Genomic DNA, 24654 nt, shown 5'->3' on the forward strand with positions numbered 1-24654 from the left:
AACCGGTAAGCTTGCAGAATCTACGCGACACAGCCGCGCTTGCACGCAAATTTGCAAAGCCGTTTATTATTGATGGATGCCGGTTTGCTGAAAACGCCTGGTTCATCAAACAGCGCGAAGACGGCCAACAAAATAGAAGCATCTCCGAAATAGTGCGCGATTGTTTCTCATTGGCTGACGGTATGACGATGAGCGCCAAAAAGGATGCTTTTGGCAATATAGGCGGGTGGTTGGCGCTCAATGATGATGAAATGGCCGAACAGGCACGCGTCAAACTAATTCAAACCGAAGGGTTTCCATCTTACGGCGGATTGGCAGGTCGGGACCTCGAAGCGCTGGCTCAGGGCCTGTCCGAGATTGTTGATGAGAATTATCTGCGCTATCGTATTCGCACCAACGAATATATCGGTGAGCGACTGGACGCGTTGGGTGTGCCTGTGGTGAAGCCTGCGGGTGGTCATGCTGTCTTTATCGATGCACGACGCTGGTTATCGCATATTGCGCCGCTGGAATATCCCGGACAAGCCGTCGCCTGTGCGCTGTATGAACAGGGTGGAATCAGAGGATGCGAGATTGGTACCGTCATGTTTGGACGCGCCCCTGATGGAACGGAAAAGCCCGCAGCTATGGATCTGGTACGTTTGGCGATACCGCGACGGGTTTATACGCAATCCCATGCAGACTATATGGTCGAGGTTTTCGAAGAACTCTCTGCCATAAAAGATACCTTGCCGGGATATCGCATTACCAAAGAGCCCAAAATGCTGCGCCACTTTACTGCCAGCTTTGAGCCGTTGTCAGAGGTCGGGTAAAAGGTGAAAATATAGTGTGAGTAAGCTTGGCAGAGGTGATTATCGTTCTCTCTGCCAGTCTCCTTGACGCCGATACTTACAATATTATGTATGCTGCTGGGTTCTTAAATCAGGTAACTGATGACAGCTAGACGATATTCCATTTTTTCTTGAGGGTAATCTGGACCTGTTGCATGCGCAGGAAGAAAGTGCCTTCTTCAGCGCCTTCAGTTTGTAACCATTTGACGATTGGTTGAAGACTTTTGTAAGGCAGCATCATACTGGCACAGGTTTTTATTTCTGGCTCAAATCTTTTTTGGTTGAGGCGGCGGATCATTTCCCGGAAATTTTCCAACATCTCTTCTATTCTTTGGATATCGCCAACTGTTTTCTGGGTTTCCGCAATAATTTGTTTCGCCATGTGAATAGGCTGGCGACCAAGTTCTGCGGCGATCAGCGGGCGCGCTTCGAGCATCGCGTCGCGGCTTCGGGCCGATCCGATACAGATGTCTTGTAACGCTTTGTAAGAAAGCATGCTTTGCTCGTCGCCAACCGCATGGGCAGACAGGGCGATAATATCAAATTCCAGATCTTCTGTTTCATTCACGATCTGATCGATTTGCAGGACGGTTTGGCTATGATCATTGCCATACTTGGTTGCGTTCTGGATTTCTTTGACCGAGTGCAAGAAACGCCCTTTGTTGAGGGTGTAAAGCTGTTTGATTAATACAAATCCAGCCGTTTGCGGTAGGAAGTATTCGTTGATTTCTGAATGGACTTTTAGTTTGTCGCGTACTTCTTGAACCAATAGTTCCTCGGGCGTGAAATCGTGAGCGGCAGAGTTGGTGCCTGAATTGGAGCTTTCAGATTTTTTTTCGGCCATGCTTTGCTCGGCTGCGATCCCCCAATCCAGAAGCTTCGTCACCTGTTCATCAATGTAAATCACATTATCTTCGAAAAAAGATTCATGATTTTTCCCAACCCCAATGACGTCTCGGGTCAAAGGCTCATAGATAGTGGTTTGAATTTTCTTGTTACGAAATCGCTGTGTGACGAGCTTGATTATAAGATCTCGGATGCCAGATGCGTACAAGTTGGCATAGATACACAAGGGGTGAACGGGAAACTCTCGACGCCCTTTTCTGTACCCGGGATGGGCTGAAATTTCACCGCGTATTATCGAAAGATTATCTGCAATCTTGGTACTGATGTGATTGACCAATAAATACTCTGCCCGCAGATATTCATAGTCGTCGTATTCCGTTGGCTCATCCTTTTGATAAAGCTCGGGAATTATTTTTTGTGATATGGATTGCGCAAGCTCTACACGGCCTGGATGCACAGTGGATTTAAGACTGTTTAAAAAGTCCAGAAGGTCTGCAATAGATCTACGGGCTGCTGCTGGATCAATGGTGTTCTTAACCGTTGTGCGCAGGTCATCGATAACCGCAGCCACAACCTCGCGAACTTCGGTTTTGTCTGAATTACTATTTAACCGCGCAAAGCGTTGTAATGATGGCAAAGAAGCAGCCATAAAATTTTCCATATTCAAGAAACCCGCGTAAAGGTAGCACCTGAATGATGAAATAAAGTTAATGGATTGTCTTTTCTAGCTTTATTTTGATTTTTTATTTCGAATTTACTAAAAAATATCTGAAAATTTTATATTAATTCGTTGCATTTACCAGTTGGCGATAGATTTTTGGCAGAGCCTGTGAGAGCCGCGCGGCATTCCCGACGATGTGATAGGCTCCTCGACCAAAGATTGTCGGGAAATAGTCTTTTGCTTCCTGATCAATTGTGACGCCAAAGACTGTGATACCTTTGCGACGACATTCCTGCACCGCCTTTCTGGCGTCTTCAATGCCGTAGCGACCTTCGTAATGATCGACATCGTTGGGCTTACCGTCGGTTAGAACCAACATGAGTTTCTGTTTGTTGGGACGACTTTCAAGTTCTTCGCCCATAACCCTGATGGCGGCGCCAATACGGGTATAATAACCCGGTTTCAACGCACCAATGCGTTGCATGACTTTATCATTCAGCGGTTCGTCAAAACCCTTAACCCGATCCAGACGGATATAGTGACGTTTGCGAGAGGTAAAGGTATGAATGGACAGATCATCACCTGCGGCATCCAATCCGTTCGCAAGAATAGCAAGGGATTCTTTTTCCACATCAATCACGCGACGATCATCGAGCCAGCTGTCTGTCGAAAGAGAAACATCCATCAAAATAGAAACAGCAATATCACGATCAATCTTTCGCGTATTGAGATAAATCCGATCAGAACAGATACCACTTGCTTTTAAGTCTCCACGTGCCCGAACCAGTGCTTCGATATCAAGATCATTGCCTTCGGGTTGTGCGCGTAAAAGTTTGCGATCATTTCTAAAGGCTTCAAACTGTCGGCGAACCAGACGGATACGTTTGCCTGCTTCCTTGCCCAGTTCCCAGCCTGTATCTTCGTCCGATGCTTCTCGCATGGTAATGGCGCAATAGTTTGGCAAAAAGGCATTCTTGCGATAGTGCCATTCGTGGACGGTGCGTTTTGCTTCTATCCGGCTTTCATCCAGCTCATTGGCGGGTAAATCCAAGTCCATCTTGATTTGAGTGGCAACTTTTTCTTCGTGATTGCTCAGGGTGATACGGTCGATGTCATCGGCTGTTTCCAGCGCGTCTTCTTCTTCGTCTTCTTTGATATTTCTGTCGAGGTTGATTACATCAGACACGGCCATAAGCTTGTCGTAAACGCTGACAAAAAAACCATCACCTTTTTGTGTCTGATCCAGTTCCTGGCGTTCTGCGCGGCGCTTTTTATTATCCCGTGATTGTTTTTCCGCGCCACCACCGCTTTCGGTTTCGGAAGAACTATTGGCACTGGCTGTCGGGATGATTTCTCCCCATAAGGGGATAGGTAGGAAGGGACGATAATTTGGTTTGGCTTGCTCAAACCCGCTAAGGTCCAGATTGCTCAAGGATGGACATTGTATAATCGCAAGATACAGCTTGGATCGATCAGTAAAAGTCGAGGTCCGGTCTTCTAATCCTTGCCTTTCTGTATTTTGTTCCAGCAAGTAAAGAATCACATCTTCAAGGGCTTTTTCCTGATCGGGCAGGTAATCTCGTTTGGGGCGTAGCGCCAGCAGGTTATGGCATAGTGTTCCATAGACTTTTTGAAGGCCTGGCAATTCGTCCAAAATAAACTGTGTTATCTGATACGTTTGGCGAATAAAAAGGATATCAGCTAACAAAAGATTGCTGGCATCAACGGGCTTTTCGTTTTGATGTTGGGAAAAAAAGGCAGCCAGCCAGAGATATAGGTCTCTGTTGAGAGAACGTTGAGGAAAAAGGGCAATTTGATCCGGCAGCATCATGGTCCGGCCATCAAGGGTCGGCCGGGATAGCTTTTCAATATCTATGCCCAGTTTTTGGCGAAAAGAAAGGCGGTGGCTGGACTTTTCACTGCCACTCGCCGCAATCTCAATGGCATTTTCGCCCCCCAAAGCACGAAAAAATACGCTGAGCAGAACCTTTACGTCATCAAGGACCACAGCCTGATCGGCAAAAGCAGGATAGCTTTCTGCGTTGGCAATAAGCTTGTGCCATTGTCGGCCAACAAACTCTTCTACCTCTATCAGTTCCATTATGCCCATGGTGTGACGTCCTGCTTTGCTCTGTATTTATCCGTACAAACTTGGAAAACTTGGGGGTGATGACATTCAATTATCCGAAGCTGACCCGCACCACTTCTTCCAAACCCTGTTTGACGTCGTATTCGTCTGTTAAAGGTTCAATCATGGCGTGGCGGATGGCTTCGTCATAGCTTAGCCCCGCCTGTATCAGAGTTGCGCAATAGACCAGAAGACGGGTTGATACGCCTTCTTCCAGATCTTGCCCCTTCATATCGCGTAGTTTGCGGGCAAGCCGGACAAGGCCCATGGTCCTATCCGGATCAAGGCCGCTTTCAGTTGACACAATGCGTGTTTCAGTCTGGGCATCTGGAAAGTCAAATTCAGCAGCGATAAAGCGTTGTCGTGTACTGGGCTTGAGGCTTTTCATCATGTTTTGGTACCCGGGGTTATAAGAAACCACGAGCATAAAATCATCTGGTGCTTCCAACATCTCGCCAGTCCGTTCCAAAGGTAGTAACCGTCGATCATCGGTAAGGGGGTGAAGGACGACGGCGACGTCTTTGCGTGCTTCTACCACTTCATCCAGATAACAGATGCCGCCTTCTCGGACTGCTTTGGTTAGGGGGCCATCGGTCCAAACTGTATCGCCGCCCTTGAGAAGGTAACGTCCGGTCAGATCAGAAGCTGAAAGATCATCGTGACAGGAAACAGTGTGAAGCGGCACACCGATTTGATGAGCCATATGGCTGACAAAACGCGTTTTACCACACCCTGTTGGTCCTTTGAGCAACAGGGGAAGCTTGTTTTTGAAAGCCTGTTCAAAAAGAAGGCACTCATTTGCCGTTGGTTCATAATAAGGTTGTGACTGTGCCATAACAAACACCTGTTTAAAAAATGAAGTAACGAATAACTTTTGTTTTTAAGGGGCTGATTGGGGCTCGAATATCCGAGCCCCAATGCCATGAACAACGCTGTTATTCAGCAGATTGTTGTGCTGTCGCATTTGCCTGTTGCTCTTCTTTTCTTGGAACAAGAAGGGCATAGACAATGATAAACGCACCAATGACAACGACCAGACCTGAACCAAGACGCAGTTGATAGAAGAACATCATCTGATCCTGTACATCCATATAGGACTCACCCAGAAAACGCTGGACGTGAGACTGGATAACCCCGGCAAAAGTCAGGGTAAAAGTCATGAAGGCAACCCCGGAAGAACAGATCCAGAAGCCCCACATGTTAAGTGTCTGGTTGTAAGGTTCTCTGCCCAGAAGTTTTGGCAAGGCATAGGTGATAATCGCCAAGTTGACCATGACATAGGCACCATAGAAAGCGAGGTGACCATGGGCCGCTGTGACCTGAGTGCCGTGGGTGTAGAAGTTCACGTTGGCAAGAGTATGGAGAAAGCCCCAGACGCCGGCACCAAAGAAAGCAAACACAGAACAACCAAGTGCCCAGAGAATAGCGGCGTGGTTCGGATGTTTCCGACCACCTTTCCAGACCATGTAAAAGGTAAAGAGAACCATGGCAAAGAATGGAGCGACTTCCAATGTTGAGAAGACAGATCCGATCCACTGCCAGTAACCCGGTGTCCCGATCCAGTAATAGTGGTGACCTGTTCCTAGCAATCCGGTGAAAAGTGCGAGGCTGACGATCAGGTAAAGCCATTTTTCAACAATTTCACGGTCAACACCTGTCATCTTGATCATCAAAAAGGCGAGGATAGATGCCATGATCAATTCCCAGACACCTTCAACCCACAGATGGACAACAAACCACCAGAATACCTTGTCGAGGACGAGGTTGACGGGATTGTAGAAGGCAAAAAGGAAGAGAAGGGCAACCATCCACAAGCCGATCACGAGGATCATGGAGACAGCTGTCTTTCTGCCTTTAAGCACAGTCATGCTGAGGTTAAAGAGGAAGATCAACATCACGCCGACAATGGCGATTTTGATCCATAGGGGTTGTTCAAGGAACTCACGTCCGCCGTGAACGCCGAAAATGTAGCCTATGATTGCTGCGGCACCGCCCCCCAGAAATAGCCAGAACTGCAACTTTGCAAGGAAAGGGCTGTAAATCTCTGTTTCTGCTTCTTCGGGGACCAGATAATAGGCTGCCCCCATAAAGCCCATCAGCAGCCAGACAATCAGACTGTTGGTATGGATCATACGAATGATATTAAAGGGGAGTGTTTCAGCCAAAAGATTTGGCCACACATAAACAGCCCCTGCCAAGGCCCCAAAGGTCACTTGGGAAAGGAATAAAACGAGTGCACCGACAAAATAGTAGAGTGCGACTTTTTGAGTTTGATATTTCATAAGATAGTCCCCCGGCTCACCCTTCTTCGTTTGGTGGCCAATTTTGGGTATTGATCCCGTTGGTCCACTTGAAGAATTCGACAAGGGCGTCCAATTCCTCTTCATTGAGGTCAAAGTTCGGCATTTGGCGGCGGCCTTCGACACCTGTTGGCTGTGACTTCATCCATTCCTTGATGTAGTCGGCAGCACTTTCAGCATCTTCTTCGCCCCCACGGCGTGCCCAAACGTTCCCGAGTTCCGGTGCGAAATAAGCACCTTCGCCAAGAAGGCTGTGACAGTTAATACAGGAATGCCGTTCCCATACTTCTTTACCAAGGGCAACTTGCTCGTTGATGTCTTCCGCATTTGATGTTTCAGGATCAGTTGCGTAATTCACCGAGTGGATGACGAGACCTATAAAGATCACGGCAAAGAAAATTGTCCCTCCGTAGAAGATGTTCCGGGCGGCGCTGATTGATAAGCGCTCATTCATAATGGATCTCCCAACTTGCTAGACAGATGCAAAAGATCGCGACTGAATGCCATCAATCTTTCCACCAAACCTATAGATACATTCAAGCTGCATCTTTAGATTTGACGATGGTCAAGTGAGTGGAAGGTACGCGTGTATTTTCAGCAGGGAATTTATTATGAATTCATTTGGGGTAAAAACCATACCTGTTCAATAAATCACTTATTAACTCTCATCCTATATTAATCAGGTATTTAAGGTATTAGGTGGCGATGCCATGAAGTGGCTCATTATTTTACTTTTTTGTAGCTATACCAGCTATGTGCAGGCGCAGACGGTCTTTACGACACGTGCACCGGAAAGTGATGGTGACAAAAGACAAGAATACGTCAGAAAAGTGCTTGAACTTTCTTTGCAAAAGACAGAGGCAGAATATGGTCCCTATATTCTGGAGTTAGCGCCGCCCAGCTCAACAATGAAACGTTCCTTTGCTGACCTTAGGCGCGGGTCGTATGAAAATTTTTTCATCAGAGATTCCGTTTCAAAGACAAGTCTGTCCGAATTTGAATTTGTTCCTTTTCCTGTCGACCTTGGAATTGTTGGATATAGGGCGGCTTTTGTCGCGAAGAAAAACCTTTTGCAATCTGTAACGACATTGGATGATTTAAAGAAACACACGGTTGTTCAAGGGCTAGGCTGGTTGGATACAAAGATACTCAGGGCAAATGGCTTTAATGTTGAAACTGTGGGGTCGTATGATGGCATGTTCAAGATTGTTGCCAGCGGCCGTTCTGATCTATTTCTACGCGGGGTAAATGAGCTTTTGGCCGAATGGACAACTTATAAGCATATTCCGGGCCTTACCTATGACGAGCACGTTTTATTATATTATCCGCTACCCCGTTTCTTCTTGACCTCAAAGCAAAATAAAGAGGCAGCTAAAAGGGTGTATAGGGGGCTTGTCATGGCCTATGATGATGGATCTTTGCAAAAGCTGTGGCGGCAATTTTATGGACCCAGTATTGATTTTGTAAATTTAAAGTCCCGTCGCTTTTTTGAAATCGAAAACCCTTTTTTACAAGGGGTCGACGAAAGTTACAAAAAATACCTGTATCGACCGTAATATTTATTTTCTAACAAGCTTTCCAGAGTGTGTTTTCCTGTCTAAATGGCAAATTTTCTTTAGCGCCAAGTATAATTTGGTGGCTGCGTCAAAATGTACCAAATTTAAATTAATTATTATAAAACAGATACTTATTCTCGTGAATTTATTCGGGAAATAAGCCCGGCTATTCTTCTTGCTCAAAGTCAAATCACTGATAGGAAATTTGGATTAATTCTTGGTCGTGGGTTGATATTAGGACGGCTCGCGAAAGAGGCCTATCCCTTCCTGTAAACCTAAGGGGTCACAAGAGTTCTGGCAGAGATCGGAACCTTATCTAGGAGCAAGATCATGGAAAACAATAACGATAAAACAATGGATCGTCGCAGCTTTTTGCGGGGCACAACACTGGCTTCAACAGGTGCTGCATTGGGTGCGATTACACTTTCAGGTCAGGCCAGTGCCTCTGGTCTGACGGTGAAACCACAGACAGATCTGGAATACGATCAGGTTGCGAGCGCAGAAGTTAAGGTATCAGCATCCCTAAGCGAAGCAGAAATTGCAAAGCTACCCCGCGTGAAACAGAAAATGGTCGCTCCGCCCTTTGCACCAGAACATGATCAGGTGGCCAAAGGTGGACCCAAAGTGGTTGAGGTTACTCTGACTGTCGAAGAAATGCCTTGGAAACTTGATGACGAGGCTGAGACGATTGCGCTGACGTTCAACGGCAGTGTTCCTGGTCCTTTGATCGTTGTTCACGAAGGGGATTATGTCGAAGTCACCATGGAAAACCCCGAAACCAGCGCGATGGAACACAATGTTGATTTCCACGCTGCAACAGGTGCTTTGGGCGGTGGTGGCTTGACCCACGTGTTGCCGGGTGAGACAGCTATCCTGCGCTGGAAAGCTACAAAACCGGGGGCCTTTGTATATCACTGCGCACCAGGTGGATCTATGATCCCTTACCATGTAATCAAAGGAATGAATGGCGCGGTTGTTGTTCTACCCCGTGATGGCCTGACAGATGGGCACGGTAATCCAATCACCTATGATAAAATGTATTACATCGGTGAACAGGATTTCTACGTGCCAAAAGATGAAAACGGCGACTATATGAAGTTCTCAGAGGCTGGTGAAGATTTCTCTGAAGTTATGGAAGTTGCCCGTGGCTTGATCCCGACACATGAGGTTTTTAACGGTAAAGTCGGTGCGTTGACAGGTGAAGGGGCGATGACGGCCAAGGTTGGTGAAAAGGTTCTCTTTATCCATTCCCAGGCAAATAGAGACTGTCGCCCGCACTTAATCGGTGGGCACTGGAATTTCTCTTGGGAAGCTGGGTCTTTTAGTGACGTTCCCGGACGCGGACATGAAACTGCGATCATCCGTGGCGGTTCCGCAGGGGCTTTTCATTACGAGTTCGAACAACCGGGTGTTTATGCCTATGTCAATCACAACCTGATTGAAGCAACTGAACTTGGTGCTGTCGCCCACATGGTGGTTGAGGGCGAGTGGAACGATGATTTGATGAAGCAAATCAAGAAGGGTGACGAGACTGCCTAAACAAAATTTGGCATAAGCCAAGAGTGACTTGGCGCTGATTTACCCAGATATTTGGGGTGATGTGATGATAAACAGTAAACATATCTTTGTAACCTTGTTACTTGGTCTCGTTGTTGGCGGTGGTGCACTTGTTTTGAAAGAGCACCATGCGGAAAAGAGCAGACTGGATGCTGTTTTAGCTGAAAATCCGGCATATCACCCCAAGTTGGTTAAGGTTGAATTAGAGCCAAATGCCACATCTGTTTACACAGAGCCAAAAACGATATTTGTTACCTATTCAGAAGTCACAATCGCACATTGGCAAGCATGTTACGATGACGGTGGATGCAGCTATCAGCCAAAGATGCGCGAGAATGAAACCCCTCAGCATCCTGTAACTCAGGTGAGTTATTTCGATGCAGAAGAATTCATTCGCTGGATTTCACTGAAAACAGGGCAGGCCTTTCGATTGCCGCTGGAATCTGAATGGAATTATTTTTCCCGTGATGTGATAAGCCCCCCAAAAAAACTTTTTGATGATCCCAGACTGGCTTGGGCTGCAGACTACGTCACCTTTAGCAGCCGCCCAAAATCCAGCAAGACCAAAATGGTTGGTGGGTACGGTGAAAATCAATACGGGTTGGTAGATCTAAAGGGCAATGTATGGGAGTGGACGCAAACTTGTTGGAGCACTGATTACAGCGATCTGACAACATCAAAGGAACGCAGCGAAGCCTGTGGCGGTGTTCGCATTATGCAGGGAGAACACAGATCCTATCAGTCTGAATTGATTAGGGACCCTAAGATTGGTGGATGTTCTGTTGGATCACCGCCTAACAACGTTGGCTTTCGTCTTGTGTTGGAACAAAAGGTGTAAGGGGTGATCCGTGAGGATCGACAGCTGATTTATGATCCCTGATTATTTCTGCTCAAGTATCAAAGCCAGAAAATCTCCTTGATCATCGCTGTGCTTTGTTTCTGAAATGCTGGTCCATCCACGTTGTGACAGTACGTCTTTGAATTTTGTTGAGAACCGCTTGATCTCTACACCGAAATAATCGGTATCAAGTGATGTATCCATAAAACGTAAAACTTCAAGAAGGTCATTGGGATAGTCAAAAGACCTGACATCAATGGTTATGATGTCATCGTCAAAGCGAAAGGTTGCCTTGGCGGGCTGTGTGGATTTTTCTTTTTCTGATAAGGGTGCATCGCGATGGATGTGGAATAGCCACCCATCTTTTGTTTCTTTGCGATCAATAATACATCCCAGCTTGGTTAGTTTTAGTCGCAAGGGGATCGGGTCAAAATTCGATTGCAATATTACCCGTGCTTCTTGCTCAGACTCAAAGAGAATGCCGGTGACAACATCAACAGGTATCCGACCTGCTGCGATTAAATCTTCGACCCTGAGGTAGTGAGAATTTTCGTCATCTTTATCGGAAGTAATCTCGTTATCCATAGCAGATCAGTCCTGGTTGGTGACGCATCACGTGCTTATGCAGACATCAAGAGCTTGTTTTCGTCAAACACATAGCCAAATCCCGCGCAATACTGACGAAGTTTATCGGGATCAGTAATGATAACTTCTTGCCCCTCGCACACGATGCCAGCATCTTCCAGGCGACGAAGTACCCGCGAAAAACTCGCGGGATCTATACCTACATTGCTTGCCATGGTTTGTTTACAGCGGGGTAAGTTCCCTGATCCTTTCCATTTGTTGCTTTCGTATAGCGACAGCAACTTTGACGCGACACGTTGGCAGGGGGAAAGGCTTTTGAGTATTTTAATCTCGCTGATAAGGAATTGTTGCCGTTTAATTAGGGCGCTTAACAGATGCAAGGATGCTTCTGGATCGCTTGATATTTTTTTCTCGAACAGGGATTTAGAGACTTTAACAATCGCCGATTTTGACATTGCTGTTCCATTGATTGGAAACTCCCCAAGACCAAGCATGGCTGCTTCGGCAAAGCTTTCACCGGGTTCGACGATACGGACAAGACTTTGTGCGCCGTCAGCGGTCAGGATTGTCAGATGAACTTCGCCGGACAAGAGAATATAAAACCCGTCAGCCTCATCACCAGCCATAAACAGGTCGGTTTGGTTTTCGTAAAAGGTTCCAGATGTATTTTCAAACAATCCATGTAGAAGGTTAGACGGGAGCTGAGAAAAAATAGCAACATTGTTCAGGATCTGAAGCTCGCTATCCCCGATGGCAAAATGTTTCATGTTAAGAGCCTCTACCTTTTGCAGGACTATTTCTTGAAGTGTTCTTTTTAGGTGTCAACGTTTTAAACAAAAGAATAGCCACAGTAATCTGCAAGCATTTCAATATCTGTTATCACAACCTGATTACCGGGTTGTGTATTTACACCGATTTTCTTCAATTTTGCAAAGGTTCGTGACAAGGTTTCTGGTGACATACCGAGCTTATCAGCAATAACACGTTTGTCGTAAGGTAGGGTGACGATATCATCACCGTCCTCTTTTCCTGATAGTCCTAACAAAAACATGCTCAGCCTTTCGGCTGTTGAGCGCATCTTCAGATCCGCAATCTGGGTCATCAAAGAATGCATGTTAAGAGAAATGCTGCCCATCATCCGAAAGAGAAGCACAGGATCTTCGAGTAAAATTCGCCTAAGAACATCACCGGGAATAACGCGTGTTTCAACTTCGTCCAGTGCGATGCAGGTGAAGTTATTCAAAGCTGATCGTGTGATCGACTCTTCGCCAAAGGCGCTGCCCGGGCCGAGAACATCAATAGTTGATTTTTTATCGCCACAGGTGGAGTTCAGGACAAGCCGTACATAACCATCTTCAAGGACATAAAAATTTTCGGCCTTTTCGCCGAATTTTACAATTGTTGCCCCCGCAGGAAAAGTTTCTATACGGCTAAGGGGTAAGAGAACTTTTTTTTTTCTGCGGCCAATTCTAGAAAAGGAGAATGAAAAGGGTTCTCCTTGGATGTATACGTTTGTTGCGGCATGCCGATTGATCTCCTTCTCCGGATATATTTTGGCACCGGACATAGTTTGGGCACAGGGCATAATTGAGCACTGATTTTGAACGAGAGTACTCTATTTTTTTTGGCTCGAACTTGATTTGGATCAAGCCCAAAGAATCAGGGTAGCAAGAGTATAGTCAAAGTAATAGGGGGCGCTATTGCTGAATGGTGGCAAGTTTTATGGCCAGAGCAATAAAAACAACGCCAGCCGTCTTATTCATTATGGTTTGTGCTTTTGATGATCGTTGTAAATATTCGCCAACGGCACCAGCCAGAAAGGCTATGCCCCCGAAAACCAGAATAGTGGAAAGAATAAAGAAGCCCCCAAGCTGGATCATTTGTAACGACATGTTACCACGGGTTGGGTCGGCAAATTGTGGCAAGAAGGACAGGAAGAAAATAGATACCTTGGGGTTGGTTACATTCATGATGATTCCCCGCTGATAAAGTTTGAAATATCCGACTTTTTGTGCGCGATTTTGCTTGTGCTGATCGACAGTAATATTTTCTGTTTTTGCGCGGAAAGCCCCCCATGCCAGATAAAGCAGATAAAGGGCACCGATAATCTTCAGAACGTTAAATGCTGTTGGCGAGGCTTTGAATATTGCCGCCACGCCCAAAGAAACGGCTGTGGTATGGACGAGAACCCCTGTACAAAGACCCAAAACCACCAGAATTCCTGCCAACTTGCCATTCAAAGCAGATTGGGTCAGCACAAAAATATTATCGGGCCCGGGTGTTAAGGCTAGTAAAATGCAAAGCGGAAAGAAAAGCGCGATGACGTCAAGGGGTAGCACGGGCAAGTTCCAATTTCTGGGTTGCGATAGGTCTGGAATTTTTGATGAATTCTGGTTTTTGGAAGATCACGTTGTCGTAACAGACACAGTGGGGAAGGGCCCTTTGGCATTCTTCAACAATGTGAAGATCTGGTTCGGCAACAGAACTTCTCACCTCAAATGCCTCTGGTTTAAATAGACCTGATCTTAATAATCAGATGCTATAAACTGTGTCTGGTACGAACAGAACATTTACCACCTAAAGTTAAAGAGGTGAATGCTTCTGTGTTCCTATTACTTACGGAACAACGTGATCTCCTTGTGCGCATTTTTAAAGGCTTTTGGTTCTTTCACAATAAAATGCTAATAAATGTTCACTATGCGAACATGGTTTTGCTTCAGAGCCTTTTCATGATGTTAAATTTGGGATGACTTAGTTTGGGACATTAAGCCCCGGACATTAACCTGAGGTCAGCAAGTCCAGAATATCAAGCTCAGAATATCAAGCTCAGGACAGCAAGCCAGAGAAACTGATAGAGGTATTAAATAGGGAGTATGAGATGAGGACGGTTTTTTCTTATGGATGGTGAGGTTCATAAACCTGTGAGGGCGCTTTCACGGGGATTAACACTTTTACAGGTTTTGAACAGAGAGGGGCCTTTATCGGTTCAGGAGCTTGCCCGATTGAGTGGGCTAAACCGAACAACAGTCTATCGTTTGTTAGAAACCTTGGAACGGGATGGTTTTGTACAGTCTGGTGCTCTTTCTTCTTCGCTTTGGCACTTAACGATGGAAGTTAAATCTCTCAGCGAGGGGTATGATCATCGCGACTGGGTGACACAACTGGGCGCACCTGTGTTGGGACGTTTGCTGAAAAAGGTTGTTTGGCCAACTGACTTGGCTGCGTTTGATGGTAAGGGCATGTTGATACGCGAAACAACGCATAAATTCAGCCCACTTTCAAATCACAGATCTATGGTTGGTGTCAGGTGGCCTGTTCTTTCTTCATCTCTGGGCCGAGCTTTTTTCTGTTTTTCTAATGAGAAAACGCGAGCATCAATCCTGCGGGTTCTTCGGGCATCTGATGATCCTGGGGATCGTATGGCGCGGGATCAGACCCATGTTGATAATCTGGTACGGATCACCAGAGAACGCGGGTATTCGCAAAGTATCGATGAAACGGCGCAGGGAATTTCGTCAATCGCCAGACCTGTATTTTACCGGGGGCAAGTCGTAGCTTCAATTAATATGGTGTTTTTTTCCTCTGCCCTGTCCCCCAAGGTTGCGGCAGATAAACACTTGTCTGATATTAACGACGCCGTCGCCGAGTTAGAGGGAAGCCTGTTGAATAGTAGTGACGTCTTTAGGCAACAATTGGAAGATAGGGTCTACTAACGTTAAGATCAGAAATTGTTCGGATATGAAAAGAGCTGATTGCTTCTCACCTTCTTGTTCCATTCTGGCTTGTACCATTATGGCTTGTGACAGTCCCGGACTGAATAATGCCTGATCTTTATGCTTTTTTTTGTTCGTGTTATGCTACGTTACGAAGAGATATAATTTCGAAGTCACTTTTGTATTGGCCTCCTTATCTCGCCAGTACATTCCCTAAGTTCATTCTGAACACCCGTTTGGAAAATAATTTCTGAAGCTCATTTTAATAAGAATTAAGTCTGAAAAATCTGGGAGGAAATTTTATGTGTGATGCGTGTGTAATCGAGGCCGTCAAAGAAAAGATGTTATCCCGTCGTGATTTGTTCCGAAAAGCTGCTGTCACTGCGGCGGCCACTGGGGCGATTGGTGTTGTTGGTGGGGCTGTTTCAGTTGGTTCATCGACACCTGTGATGGCTGCGGGTGCCAGTAAAGTCGAAGACATGACCCATGAACTTCACGAAGATTTCCCGACTTATTTCGGGGAACAGGGCTTTTTCAAAGAACAGAAATTTAACTATGCCGAGCACAAGTTCAACCTGTTTGAATTAAAAGTGAATGAACACACTGGGACTCATTTGGATGCACCGCTGCATTTTTCAGAAAATGGTCAATCCGTTGCCGAAATTCCGGTGGAAAATCTGGTGGTTCCCCTCTGCGTTGTTGATATCAGAGAAAAAGCAGTGGCAAATGCCGATGCACAGGTTACGCCCGATGATATCAAGGCATGGGTTTCCAAAAATGGTCCTATTCCGGACCGGGCTTGTGTTGCCATGAATTCTGGTTGGGATAAATTTGCTAACAGTGATAAGTTCCGAAATGTTGGCAGTGATGAAAAGATGCATTTTCCGGGCTTTCATGTTGAAGCCGCGCAGATGCTAATGGAAACCAATGCTGTTGGGTTGGCTGTGGACAGTCTGTCGCTGGATTACGGTCAGTCCGGTGATTTTGCGACCCACTATGCTTGGTTGCCAACCAACCGTTGGGGCATTGAATGCCTTGCCAATCTGGACAAGGTTCCGGAAAACGGCGCGACATTGGTTGTCGGGGCACCAAAACATCGTGGCGGTACAGGTGGCCCATCTCGCATTTTTGCGATGGTCTAGGGGGTTTTACCCTACAAGCCTATTCAGTATCAAATTGTCGGGGCGTTGTTCTTTCCAAGCAAAGGAAAAAACAACGCCAGTACTAAACGCCCGTACTATATGTAAAATAATATGCTATATCTGCGCCACGTTTATACAGCGTGGTGAGACCAAGCATTGGAAAACGTATGCAGATTATTATTTTGCCCGAAATTTTTGGGCGAACGTCCTTTATTACGGCATTAGAGACGCAATTTCTCGATCGGGAATTTGCGGTGCAGACGCTTGATCCCTTAGGCGGGAAGCAACCTGTTTTTGATAACGAACAGCATGCCTATGATCATTTCATGAACGGATGCGGGTATGATGGCTATCTGGACTTGTTGCTAAGAACGGTTAAAGAAACAGAAGGACCAATGTTCCTTATAGGCTTCAGTGTCGGTGCATCGACAGCATGGCGTATCTTGGAAAATGTTGCCTATGCCAGCAGGATCAAACGATTTGTTGGTTTTTATCCCGGCCAGATACGGCATTATCTTTCTGTTTATCCTGCATGTCCTGCGACATTGGTTTTTCCAAAGACTGAAACCCACTTTTCCGTTCAGGATGTTATGAAACCGGTGGCTGGAAAAGACAGTGTAACGTGTTATCAAAGTGATGCAGGACATGGATTTTTGAACCCCAGTTCTGTGAATTTTGTGCCTGAATTATCAACGAAGTTTTTAGCAGCTTTTAAAGATTCCAATCCTGAACACATAGGCGACGGTCTAGACTATTATCTTTCAACGTCTTTTCAGGAAACTGTGTGCCGTTGAAAAATCGTAATAGCTTCTTGAAACGATTTACCATCACACAATTTATGGAAAATTTATAAAACGCCCTATTCTTACGAAGGGAGATTTTATCTTGTACCGGTTATCTGTTAGACAATGGGGCTGACATTTTTCCGCCATGATCTCTTTGTAGGGGTAGGGTGTTAAGTGTTGTGGATAAATTATTTATCAAATTATTTTATGGTGGGGGTATCCCGGTTTGAAAGTTAGATCGCTCTTTTTTGGACTCTCTTCTGGCTTGGTATCGGCGGCGCTTGTTTGCAGCAGTTCGCCAGCTCTTGCGCAGGATGCTGATCTATCAACAGATCCAGATGTTACCTTTCAAGAACAGTTAACGGGCCGTGTCGCGTCCAAAAAAGAAGATCAGTATATTTCGCTGGTCATCGAAAATGATTCCCTTGGCACAGCAGGAACCGATAAAAACTATACCAGTGGTGTCCGCTTAGGGTATTTGGATGTAAATGCTGATTTACCAGAAATAGCCTATACGCTAGATCGTGTTATCCCGACCTTTGGGATTAACGAAACATCCAGTGTGTTTTATTCTTTGGGGCAGAATATCTATACCCCACAAAATATCCGCCAGCGTGAACAAGACCCGGATGATAGGCCATGGGCCGCGCATCTGTACGGATCAATTGGTTTGGTAACCGTCACAGATAATCATCTGGATGAAATAGAAGCATCCCTTGGGATCGTTGGCCCAGCGGCATTGGGCGAACAGGCCCAAAAATTTGTCCACACCCATGTCACCCCCAGCAGCCCGACACCCCATGGTTGGTCAAATCAGCTTAATCACGAACCGACCTTTTCTTTGGGGTGGCAACGACGCTTCCCTGATTATATGTCGGTTGACGCCGGTGGGTTAAGCCTGTCGGCATCCCCTTACTATGGCGCGACACTGGGCAATGTGCATACCTTTGCCGATGTGGGGATTAACTTCCGACTGACTCCGGAAAAGGACGTCTGGCAAGACGGACCGCTGCGTGTCAAACCGGGTCTTCCCGGCACGGGGTATTTTGATACCCCTGATGATGGCTGGAGCTGGTATCTCTTCGCTGGGATAGAAGGGCGCGCCGTGGCACGCAATATCTTTCTGGACGGTAATACCTTTAGCGATTCACATTCCGTGGACAAACATCACTTTGTCGCCGATGCCAATGCTGGCTTAGCGATGACCTATGACCGTTACCGCGTCAGTTATACCATGGTGTACCGCACCAAAGAGTTCGAAGGACAAGACGACCCCGCTGTCTTTGGTGCCGTAAGCTTAGGTGTGCGGTTTTAAGACTGGTCGTGCCTGTGCAGATGTGATTATTCTATTGGCAAACGTTACTTAATTTTTGCTATTTCAGGAGCACCTTATGTCCACTGTTCTGCCGCCGGAAGATTTGGAAAATAATCCCCGGGTGAAAGCTGTCTTTGATGATATTCGGGCGACGCGCCAGACGGATTTTATCAATAATATCTGGCGCTATCTGGCTTTTGATGCGGATCTGTTAGAGCGCACATGGGCCGAGGTAAAGGCCGTAATGGCAACACCGTCTGATCTTGACCCGTTGACCAAAGAAATGCTGTATCTTGCGGTGTCCATTGTTAATAGCTGTAATTATTGCGTGCATTCCCATACCGCAGGGGCCAAAGCCAAGGGCATGACCCCCACGCAACATGCCGAAGTTCTCAAAATCGTGGCGCTGGCATCGAAAACAAATCAATTGGCGACGGCCCTGCAATTGCCAACCGATCCGGAATTTTTGTTGGAAGAATAATAATTCTCCTCGGAAGTTCTGTTCTCGCGTCAGTTCTGTATTTCTTAAATACAGAGTTCCAAGGCCACGGAACTTCAGTGATCTTGGGTTTCTGAATTTACGGACTTTTCAAAATTGTGCGAGGATCGATTAAAAGATTGAAACCCCGGTTCTTGCGCCGTATCTAAAACGTATCATTTCAATAAACCATAAACCCGAAAGATAAAGATGACCTATGCAATAGTTGCGCGCCAACAGGGCGGTAGTGATGTTCTGGAACAGATAAAAATTGCCAAACCATCCCCAGCTGCTGGCGAAGTTCTGGTCCGTCACGCGGCCATTGGGGTGAACTTTATCGACACCTATTTTCGTACCGGACTTTATCCATGGCCGGTTGATAAAGACCTTGTTCTCGGCAGTGAAGCCGCAGGCGTGATTGAAGCCGTGGGCGACGGTGTCTCTGGCTTTGCCGTTGGTGAGCGTGTGGCCTATACCATTCCGAATGGGGCCTATGTATCGCACCGCGTGATCGATGCCAAACATCTGGTGAAATTACCGGATACGATTTCGGACGAGGTTGCGGCTGCATCAATGCTCAAAGGATTGACCGCGCATTATCTTTTACATCGTAGCTATGTTGCCGAGGCTGGAAAGAAAGTTCTTTTCCACGCCGCAGCGGGCGGTGTTGGTCTGATCGCCGGGCAATGGCTGGCAGCAAAAGGCGTTACGGCCTATGGAACGGCTGGTGGGGCAGAAAAGTGTGCCCTTGCGTCTGAGCATGGCTATAGCAAGATGATTGATTATAAATCCGAAGACTTTGTCGAGCGGGTAAAAGAGATAACTGACGGGCAGGGGGTGGATGCCGTCTATGACAGTATCGGCAAAGATACCTATCCCGGGTCATTACAGTGCTTGAAAAACTTTGGTTCCTTGGTGAGTTTTGGGCAGTCCTCGGGACCAGCACTTGATTTTAAATTGTCTGACCTGGCGGTGGGGTCCTATAGCGTTACGCGCCCAGTATTGTTCCATTTCACGGCAGAACCGGGGTATTTACAGTCTGCTGCGGATGAACTTTTTGCCATGATTTCGTCTGGGGAAATAAAGATTAGCATCAATCAGAAGTTTAACCTGTCTGATGTTGCCAAAGCCCATGACCAGTTGGAAACGCGTAAGACAACCGGGTCAACTGTTCTGTTGCCATAAAAGGCAAAGTAGTAGATTGAGAAAATAAACAGCGGGGGTTGGTCATTTAAGTTCAATTAAGTTTATGGTGATAGTATAGCAACGGGATGCGGATTCTTGTTGCTAGAAAATCCCTTATTACTTGTGTATAATCTCGTTTTAGGCGCGAGATATTACAAAACTCTAACAGAATGTGTGAGTGTAACTTAATGGATCAACCCCCGATTTTTGATGACTTTATCGATGGCCCTGCGAAAGATCTGCTTCGATTAATCAATAATCACGCGCTTGTATATATTCTGTCTGATGATGGTATTTTAAAATATTCCAACCAGAAACTTGCAGATGTTTCTGGCTATAGGATTGACGAGTTAGAGGGCGCATCAGTCCAAAAGCTTAGATCCCGATATCATCCTGATACCTTTTATTCCGAATTGTGGGCTTTGCTTCGTGCAGGAAAGACCTGGACAGGTGAATTATGCTGTACGGGTCGATCTGGGGCTTATTATTGGGAAGAATTATCCTTGTGCCCGTTGGAACTTAAAGGCGATCCAAATAAGTATTATCTGGGTGTTAGTGTTGATATTACTCAGCTAAAGACCCGTGAAAAAACGATGTCTGCCTACAACGAAATGCTGGTTAATGTGACCAAGGGCGTCCCCTTAAAGGAAAATTTTGATCTACTGATTACCAATATTGAAACTATATTTCCTCATATGAACTGCGCGATTATGTTTCTGGAGGATGAGCGTTATCTTAGTAATTTTTCTGGGCCTTCTATTCCCGCCGAATATATTGAATTGGTTAATGGTTTGGAAATCGGCGATTATGTGGGGTCCTGTGGGGCTGCAGCTCATCGGAGAGAGCTTGTTATTGTTGAAGATGTGTACGACCACCCCAATTGGGGTGATTATCTGGATGTTATTAAGAAAACCGATTATCGGGCTTGCTGGTCCCATCCAATTGTTAGTCTCACTGGAGTGACTTATGGAACTTTTGCCATTTATTATAAAACAACACGTGGACCGACAGAGATAGAACTTAATTTTATTCAATCGCTTGCGTTTAGCTGTCGAGGTGCCATTGAAACCCATAATGCGCGTTATGAATTGATTGAACAGAAGAACCGGGCGGAAGCCGCAAATCACGCCAAAAATCAGTTTCTTGCGAACATGAGCCATGAATTAAGAACACCGTTAAATGCAGTTATCGGCTATTCGGAAATTCTGGAACGCGAACTTTTTGGTCCGCTTGGGGTTGATAGATATAAAATCTATGCTGGGGATATTCAGACGTCGGCTCGTTTTTTGCTGGATATCATTAATGATATTTTGGATATCTCGCTTATCGAAGAGGGAAAGATATCTCCCGAGCCAGAAAATTTACCTGTTAAAAAGTTGATGGACTGTTGTATCCAATTGATCAAAACTCGGGCAAGTGACAAAGATGTTTCCTATGAGATTATAGAACCTGATGATGATTACTACATCTATGCTGATAAGCAGCATGTGAAACAGATTATTGCCAATTTGCTTACCAATGCGATCAAATTTACACCAGCAAAAGGCAAAATTGAATTCTGTGCTGAAATAACAAGGCCAGAATATATTGATTTTGTAATCCGTGATAATGGCATTGGTATCACCGAAGAAAACCTTGAACGGGTTATGGAGCCCTTTAATCAAGTTGCTGATAGTATGACACGGGCTCATGAAGGCGTTGGCCTCGGCCTGAGCCTTTCCAAGAAATTGGCCCTGGCACAGGGGGGCGATCTTAGGATAGAGAGCGTCTATGGCGAGGGGACAACAGTGTACGTTAGCTTACCTTTGCAATACTAATCTTACTGTCTTGAGCTCATTAATTTCGACAGGGCTTTACTGTCGTGTGTAGCTCTGGTTGCTTTGTCTTAGGATTTAATTATCTCCTCGGATTAGAATTTTTTTTATGACACTATTAGATAAACTAGGCTTGAAGAATTGCTGTGGGCCGAATAAAGCTATTGTATAAAATGTCACAACCCTATTTAAAAACAGAGAAGGCAGCGGAATGGCTATCGGTGAAGTAATCTGGACGTATTTCCAAGGTGAATGGCACGAAGGTAATTTACCGATTATGGGCGCGGCAGATCATGGTACTTGGTTAGGGTCGCTTGTCTTTGATGGTGCCCGTTCATTCGAAGGCGTCGTGCCGGATCTTGATCTTCATTCTGCGCGTGTAAATGCCTCTGCCGAGGTTATGGGCCTGAAGCCAACTATGACAACCCAGCAACTTATTGACCTGACGATGGAAGGCCTTAAAAAGTTTGCTGATGATGCCGCCGTTTATATTCGCCCAATGTACTGGTCGAAAGAAGGTGGCGCAGGAACGGTTGTCCCTGACGAGAACTCTACAGAGTTTTGTCTGTGCCTTGAACAGTTCCCTATGGCACCAACCAGCTATACGCAAACGCTTTGCCGGACCAAGTTTGTACGTCCAATGGTGTCTATGGCACCCGTAAATGCCAAGGCAGCCTGTCTGTACCCGAACAACGGACGGATGATCCGCGAGGCACAGTCGCGTGGTTATAACAATGCACTGGTGGCAGATGCTTTGGGCAATGTTGCGGAAACTGGTACATCGAACGTGTTTATGGTCAAAGACGATGTGATTTATACGCCTGTTCCAAATGGTACATTTCTGAACGGAATTACCCGCCAGCGCGTTATTGGGCTTCTTCGCGAAGCGGGACGAGAGGTTGTGGAGACAACCTTGTCATTTGAAGATTTCGAAGGTGCTGACGAAGTCTTTATGAGTGGTAATATCTCTAAGATCACACCCGTGGTTAAGTTTGAAGACGTGGAATATCCCATCGGTCCCATAAGCAAACTTGCCCGCGAACTTTACTGGTCATGGGCTAAGCGATAACGCGTTTTTGACACTGCGCTCCCTATCCAAGCCTATTATTGAGGTCCAGTATTATTTAAGCCCATAGCTTTCATTTGCTATGGGCTTTTTACGTCGCCTGAAAAGCATCAGTTGCGCGCGACCACGATCATCTCTCGACTGTCTTTCTGAAGTGGGGTTTGGTTCCAATCACCAAATAAATGTTCGAGAACAAGCCCTGCTTTATCCAGATGTGCTAAAAGTTCGTTGTGGCTGAGGAACCTTATTTTTGCTTCAGTTTTTGTCGGGGGTGGTAGCGACTGTCCACTAGACAGGACATTATTTTCTTGGACAGGCATTGTTCTGTATAGAGTAAAGTACTCAACAATTCTGCCGTCGCCATACCTTTGGACATTGCCAAGGTCATGCCAGATCTCAATCCTTTGGTCTTTCTGGTGTTGGCTGTTTGCAGGAAGGACGAAAGTTTGGGTTGTTTCTTTCGGTATCCAGTGTTCCCATGCTTTGGCGTCGAGGTTGCGGGTATCAAACGCAATCTTTCCATTAGGGGAAAGCAATGCCTTTAGATTAGAAAGGGCATCATGGATCGCTTGATCTGTCAGGAAAACCTGAAATGCGTGACCGCTGAGGATAATCAGGTCAAAAAGCTGATCAGATTTAAATTGTGCTGCGTCTGATTGAACCCAGGAAACTTTGTCACCGGATTGTCGGTGACGGGCAATATTAAGCATGTCTGAAGCGGGATCAATTCCGGTCGTGTCATACCCTAGATTGGCGAAAGCAGCGGTCAGTAGCCCTGTTCCACAACCGACATCAAGTACCTTTCGGGGTACAGGCGCGTCCTGAATCAAAGAGAGGAAAAAATCACAATCCGGTCCCCAAGGATTTTGGCTGTCGTACAGGCGTGAGAGAAGCGGATCATGATAGTGATCTTGAGGCTTATTATCGGACATAATCTTATGGACGCTTTGTTCATATTTTGAGAAAAAGACAACACAAAAACGCGTTGGACATGCTGGAATAGCTATTTACGCAGATGCTGTTCTTGGTGGGGCTATAGATGACAGATAATTCTGTTCGATCAGGGATTTAAGTTGATCCTCTTTAAATGGCTTCGTCAGAACATCATTCATGCCAGCTTTGCGAAAGACTTCGTGGCGATCTGTGAAAGCCTCGGCCGTTAGCCCAATAATGGGAACATGTGCGCCTTTGTCAGTTGCCCTGATTTGTTCTGTCGCGATAATGCCGCTCATGATGGGCATGTGTACATCCATCAGAATAAGGTCAAAATCGTGTTCGGCAAAAAGGTTCACGGCTTCTTCTCCATTTTCAGCGTGAATGGTGTTGTGTCCGAATTTGGTCAGGAAGGCTTTTGCAATCATTGCGTTGACGGGGTTGTCTTCGGCCAATAACACGGACAACTGTCCTATATCCACATCTTGGGGGCGGCTTAATTGTTGGAAATATTGATCGTTTTCTTCTTGGGTCGGCAGCGTTACGGGTAAGTCTATTGTAAAGGAAGATCCTTCGTTAAGTACGCTGGATACGTTGATACGGCCGTTCATCAACGAAATCAAACTTTGAGTAATACTGAGCCCTAGTCCTGTCCCGCCGAACTTGCGGGTAATAGTGTTGTCTGCCTGACTAAAGGCATCAAAAATACTATCCAGCCTGTCTTCGGCAATTCCGACCCCTGTATCTTCGATAATAGTTTTCAGGCTCGGAGGCGTTGTTGAATCTGTTAGCAAGATCGACAGAGTGACCTGACCCTCGCTCGTGAATTTAAAAGCATTGCCCAATAAGTTATTTAATATTTGGCGCAAGCGTGTCTGATCACTGTAAACCAGCTTGTGATCGTGTAGGTCAATTTCGGTAA

At 46.0% G+C, this 24654-nt stretch carries 23 protein-coding genes; 12 read left to right on the top strand and 11 right to left on the bottom strand.

Annotated elements, in window-relative coordinates; all coding sequences use genetic code 11:
• On the top strand, positions 1-812 hold an 812-nt coding region (locus Q0241_RS22210), incomplete at its 5' end, for a tryptophanase (protein ID WP_299381523.1).
• 127 nt (positions 813-939) lie between these two features.
• Here the strand turns inward: Q0241_RS22210 and Q0241_RS22215 are convergent.
• From Q0241_RS22215 to Q0241_RS22235, 5 genes are all read right to left on the bottom strand, one after another.
• Positions 940-2325 (bottom strand): hypothetical protein, encoded by a 1386-nt coding sequence (locus Q0241_RS22215; protein WP_299381525.1) that lies wholly within the window; start codon positions 2323-2325, stop codon positions 940-942.
• A gap of 133 nt (positions 2326-2458) precedes the next feature.
• Entirely contained in the window at positions 2459-4447 is a 1989-nt protein-coding gene (locus tag Q0241_RS22220; protein ID WP_299381528.1) for a VWA domain-containing protein, read from the bottom strand.
• Positions 4448-4517: 70 nt separating this feature from the next.
• On the bottom strand, positions 4518-5300 hold the full coding sequence (locus Q0241_RS22225; protein ID WP_299381531.1) for a CbbQ/NirQ/NorQ/GpvN family protein: 783 nt from the start codon (positions 5298-5300) through the stop codon (positions 4518-4520).
• Positions 5301-5400: 100 nt separating this feature from the next.
• Positions 5401-6747, bottom strand: coding sequence for a cbb3-type cytochrome c oxidase subunit I (locus tag Q0241_RS22230; protein ID WP_299381534.1), 1347 nt, complete (start codon positions 6745-6747; stop codon positions 5401-5403).
• A gap of 16 nt (positions 6748-6763) precedes the next feature.
• Positions 6764-7219 carry a cytochrome c gene (locus Q0241_RS22235; RefSeq protein WP_299381537.1) on the bottom strand — a complete coding sequence of 152 codons (456 nt, stop codon included), beginning with the start codon at positions 7217-7219 and terminating at the stop codon, positions 6764-6766.
• Positions 7220-7475: 256 nt separating this feature from the next.
• Between Q0241_RS22235 and Q0241_RS22240 the strand changes: the two genes are divergently transcribed.
• The 3 genes from Q0241_RS22240 (at position 7476) to Q0241_RS22250 (ending at position 10716) form a co-directional block, all read left to right on the top strand.
• Complete coding sequence (locus tag Q0241_RS22240; RefSeq protein WP_299381540.1) at positions 7476-8321, top strand: hypothetical protein; 846 nt, start codon at positions 7476-7478, stop codon at positions 8319-8321.
• A gap of 330 nt (positions 8322-8651) precedes the next feature.
• Positions 8652-9860, top strand: a complete 1209-nt coding sequence (nirK, locus tag Q0241_RS22245; protein WP_299381543.1) for a copper-containing nitrite reductase — start codon at positions 8652-8654, stop codon at positions 9858-9860.
• Between the two features lie 64 nt (positions 9861-9924).
• The gene (locus Q0241_RS22250; RefSeq protein ID WP_299381546.1) at positions 9925-10716 is read left to right on the top strand and encodes an SUMF1/EgtB/PvdO family nonheme iron enzyme; all 792 of its coding nucleotides are present in this window, start codon (positions 9925-9927) and stop codon (positions 10714-10716) included.
• Positions 10717-10758: 42 nt separating this feature from the next.
• Here Q0241_RS22250 and Q0241_RS22255 read toward each other — a convergent pair whose 3' ends face one another.
• The 4 genes from Q0241_RS22255 to Q0241_RS22270 all read right to left on the bottom strand — a co-directional run bounded on the left by Q0241_RS22255 (position 10759) and on the right by Q0241_RS22270 (position 13640).
• Complete coding sequence (locus tag Q0241_RS22255; protein WP_299381549.1) at positions 10759-11301, bottom strand: hypothetical protein; 543 nt, start codon at positions 11299-11301, stop codon at positions 10759-10761.
• Positions 11302-11336: 35 nt separating this feature from the next.
• Positions 11337-12068 (bottom strand): Crp/Fnr family transcriptional regulator, encoded by a 732-nt coding sequence (locus Q0241_RS22260; protein ID WP_299381551.1) that lies wholly within the window; start codon positions 12066-12068, stop codon positions 11337-11339.
• A 62-nt stretch (positions 12069-12130) separates the two neighbouring features.
• Positions 12131-12886, bottom strand: coding sequence for a cyclic nucleotide-binding domain-containing protein (locus Q0241_RS22265; protein ID WP_299381554.1), 756 nt, complete (start codon positions 12884-12886; stop codon positions 12131-12133).
• 112 nt (positions 12887-12998) lie between these two features.
• On the bottom strand, positions 12999-13640 hold the full coding sequence (locus tag Q0241_RS22270; protein ID WP_299381557.1) for a LysE family translocator: 642 nt from the start codon (positions 13638-13640) through the stop codon (positions 12999-13001).
• A 558-nt stretch (positions 13641-14198) separates the two neighbouring features.
• Here Q0241_RS22270 and Q0241_RS22275 point away from each other — a divergent pair.
• From Q0241_RS22275 to Q0241_RS22310, 8 genes are all read left to right on the top strand, one after another.
• A complete protein-coding gene (locus Q0241_RS22275) occupies positions 14199-15014 on the top strand; it encodes a helix-turn-helix domain-containing protein (RefSeq protein WP_299381560.1) in 816 nt (271 codons plus the stop codon).
• Between the two features lie 302 nt (positions 15015-15316).
• Positions 15317-16156: a cyclase family protein gene (locus Q0241_RS22280; RefSeq protein ID WP_299381563.1), complete on the top strand. Its 840-nt coding sequence runs from the start codon at positions 15317-15319 to the stop codon at positions 16154-16156.
• A gap of 143 nt (positions 16157-16299) precedes the next feature.
• Complete coding sequence (locus Q0241_RS22285; protein WP_299381566.1) at positions 16300-16950, top strand: dienelactone hydrolase family protein; 651 nt, start codon at positions 16300-16302, stop codon at positions 16948-16950.
• A gap of 217 nt (positions 16951-17167) precedes the next feature.
• Positions 17168-18256: a lipid A deacylase LpxR family protein gene (locus Q0241_RS22290; RefSeq protein ID WP_299381569.1), complete on the top strand. Its 1089-nt coding sequence runs from the start codon at positions 17168-17170 to the stop codon at positions 18254-18256.
• A 76-nt stretch (positions 18257-18332) separates the two neighbouring features.
• The gene (locus Q0241_RS22295) at positions 18333-18737 is read left to right on the top strand and encodes a carboxymuconolactone decarboxylase family protein (protein WP_299381572.1); all 405 of its coding nucleotides are present in this window, start codon (positions 18333-18335) and stop codon (positions 18735-18737) included.
• A gap of 207 nt (positions 18738-18944) precedes the next feature.
• A complete protein-coding gene (locus tag Q0241_RS22300; RefSeq protein WP_299381575.1) occupies positions 18945-19919 on the top strand; it encodes a quinone oxidoreductase in 975 nt (324 codons plus the stop codon).
• A 188-nt stretch (positions 19920-20107) separates the two neighbouring features.
• Positions 20108-21736 carry an ATP-binding protein gene (locus tag Q0241_RS22305; RefSeq protein WP_299381578.1) on the top strand — a complete coding sequence of 543 codons (1629 nt, stop codon included), beginning with the start codon at positions 20108-20110 and terminating at the stop codon, positions 21734-21736.
• Between the two features lie 208 nt (positions 21737-21944).
• The gene (locus Q0241_RS22310) at positions 21945-22802 is read left to right on the top strand and encodes a branched-chain amino acid aminotransferase (RefSeq protein ID WP_299381581.1); all 858 of its coding nucleotides are present in this window, start codon (positions 21945-21947) and stop codon (positions 22800-22802) included.
• 107 nt (positions 22803-22909) lie between these two features.
• On the opposite strand, the gene Q0241_RS22315 is transcribed toward Q0241_RS22310, so the two are convergent.
• Together Q0241_RS22315 and Q0241_RS22320 are read right to left on the bottom strand one after the other, a co-directional pair.
• Entirely contained in the window at positions 22910-23731 is an 822-nt protein-coding gene (locus Q0241_RS22315; RefSeq protein ID WP_299381584.1) for a class I SAM-dependent methyltransferase, read from the bottom strand.
• A gap of 75 nt (positions 23732-23806) precedes the next feature.
• Positions 23807-24654, bottom strand: an 848-nt coding sequence (locus Q0241_RS22320; RefSeq protein WP_299381587.1) for an ATP-binding protein, incomplete at its 5' end; no start/stop codon positions are given.

Origin of the sequence: uncultured Kiloniella sp. (genome assembly GCF_937128705.1) — a bacterium.
Classification (GTDB): Bacteria; Pseudomonadota; Alphaproteobacteria; order Kiloniellales; family Kiloniellaceae; genus Kiloniella.

Coding starts and splice junctions, on each gene's coding strand:
- Q0241_RS22215 (WP_299381525.1), bottom strand. CDS start 2,325: ATGGCTGCTTCTTTGCCATCATTACAACGCTTTGCGCGGTTAAATAGT.
- Q0241_RS22220 (WP_299381528.1), bottom strand. CDS start 4,447: ATGGGCATAATGGAACTGATAGAGGTAGAAGAGTTTGTTGGCCGACAA.
- Q0241_RS22225 (WP_299381531.1), bottom strand. CDS start 5,300: ATGGCACAGTCACAACCTTATTATGAACCAACGGCAAATGAGTGCCTT.
- Q0241_RS22230 (WP_299381534.1), bottom strand. CDS start 6,747: ATGAAATATCAAACTCAAAAAGTCGCACTCTACTATTTTGTCGGTGCA.
- Q0241_RS22235 (WP_299381537.1), bottom strand. CDS start 7,219: ATGAATGAGCGCTTATCAATCAGCGCCGCCCGGAACATCTTCTACGGA.
- Q0241_RS22240 (WP_299381540.1), top strand. CDS start 7,476: ATGAAGTGGCTCATTATTTTACTTTTTTGTAGCTATACCAGCTATGTG.
- nirK (WP_299381543.1), top strand. CDS start 8,652: ATGGAAAACAATAACGATAAAACAATGGATCGTCGCAGCTTTTTGCGG.
- Q0241_RS22250 (WP_299381546.1), top strand. CDS start 9,925: ATGATAAACAGTAAACATATCTTTGTAACCTTGTTACTTGGTCTCGTT.
- Q0241_RS22255 (WP_299381549.1), bottom strand. CDS start 11,301: ATGGATAACGAGATTACTTCCGATAAAGATGACGAAAATTCTCACTAC.
- Q0241_RS22260 (WP_299381551.1), bottom strand. CDS start 12,068: ATGAAACATTTTGCCATCGGGGATAGCGAGCTTCAGATCCTGAACAAT.
- Q0241_RS22265 (WP_299381554.1), bottom strand. CDS start 12,886: ATGCCCTGTGCCCAAACTATGTCCGGTGCCAAAATATATCCGGAGAAG.
- Q0241_RS22275 (WP_299381560.1), top strand. CDS start 14,199: ATGGATGGTGAGGTTCATAAACCTGTGAGGGCGCTTTCACGGGGATTA.
- Q0241_RS22280 (WP_299381563.1), top strand. CDS start 15,317: ATGTGTGATGCGTGTGTAATCGAGGCCGTCAAAGAAAAGATGTTATCC.
- Q0241_RS22295 (WP_299381572.1), top strand. CDS start 18,333: ATGTCCACTGTTCTGCCGCCGGAAGATTTGGAAAATAATCCCCGGGTG.
- Q0241_RS22300 (WP_299381575.1), top strand. CDS start 18,945: ATGACCTATGCAATAGTTGCGCGCCAACAGGGCGGTAGTGATGTTCTG.
- Q0241_RS22305 (WP_299381578.1), top strand. CDS start 20,108: ATGGATCAACCCCCGATTTTTGATGACTTTATCGATGGCCCTGCGAAA.
- Q0241_RS22310 (WP_299381581.1), top strand. CDS start 21,945: ATGGCTATCGGTGAAGTAATCTGGACGTATTTCCAAGGTGAATGGCAC.
- Q0241_RS22315 (WP_299381584.1), bottom strand. CDS start 23,731: ATGTCCGATAATAAGCCTCAAGATCACTATCATGATCCGCTTCTCTCA.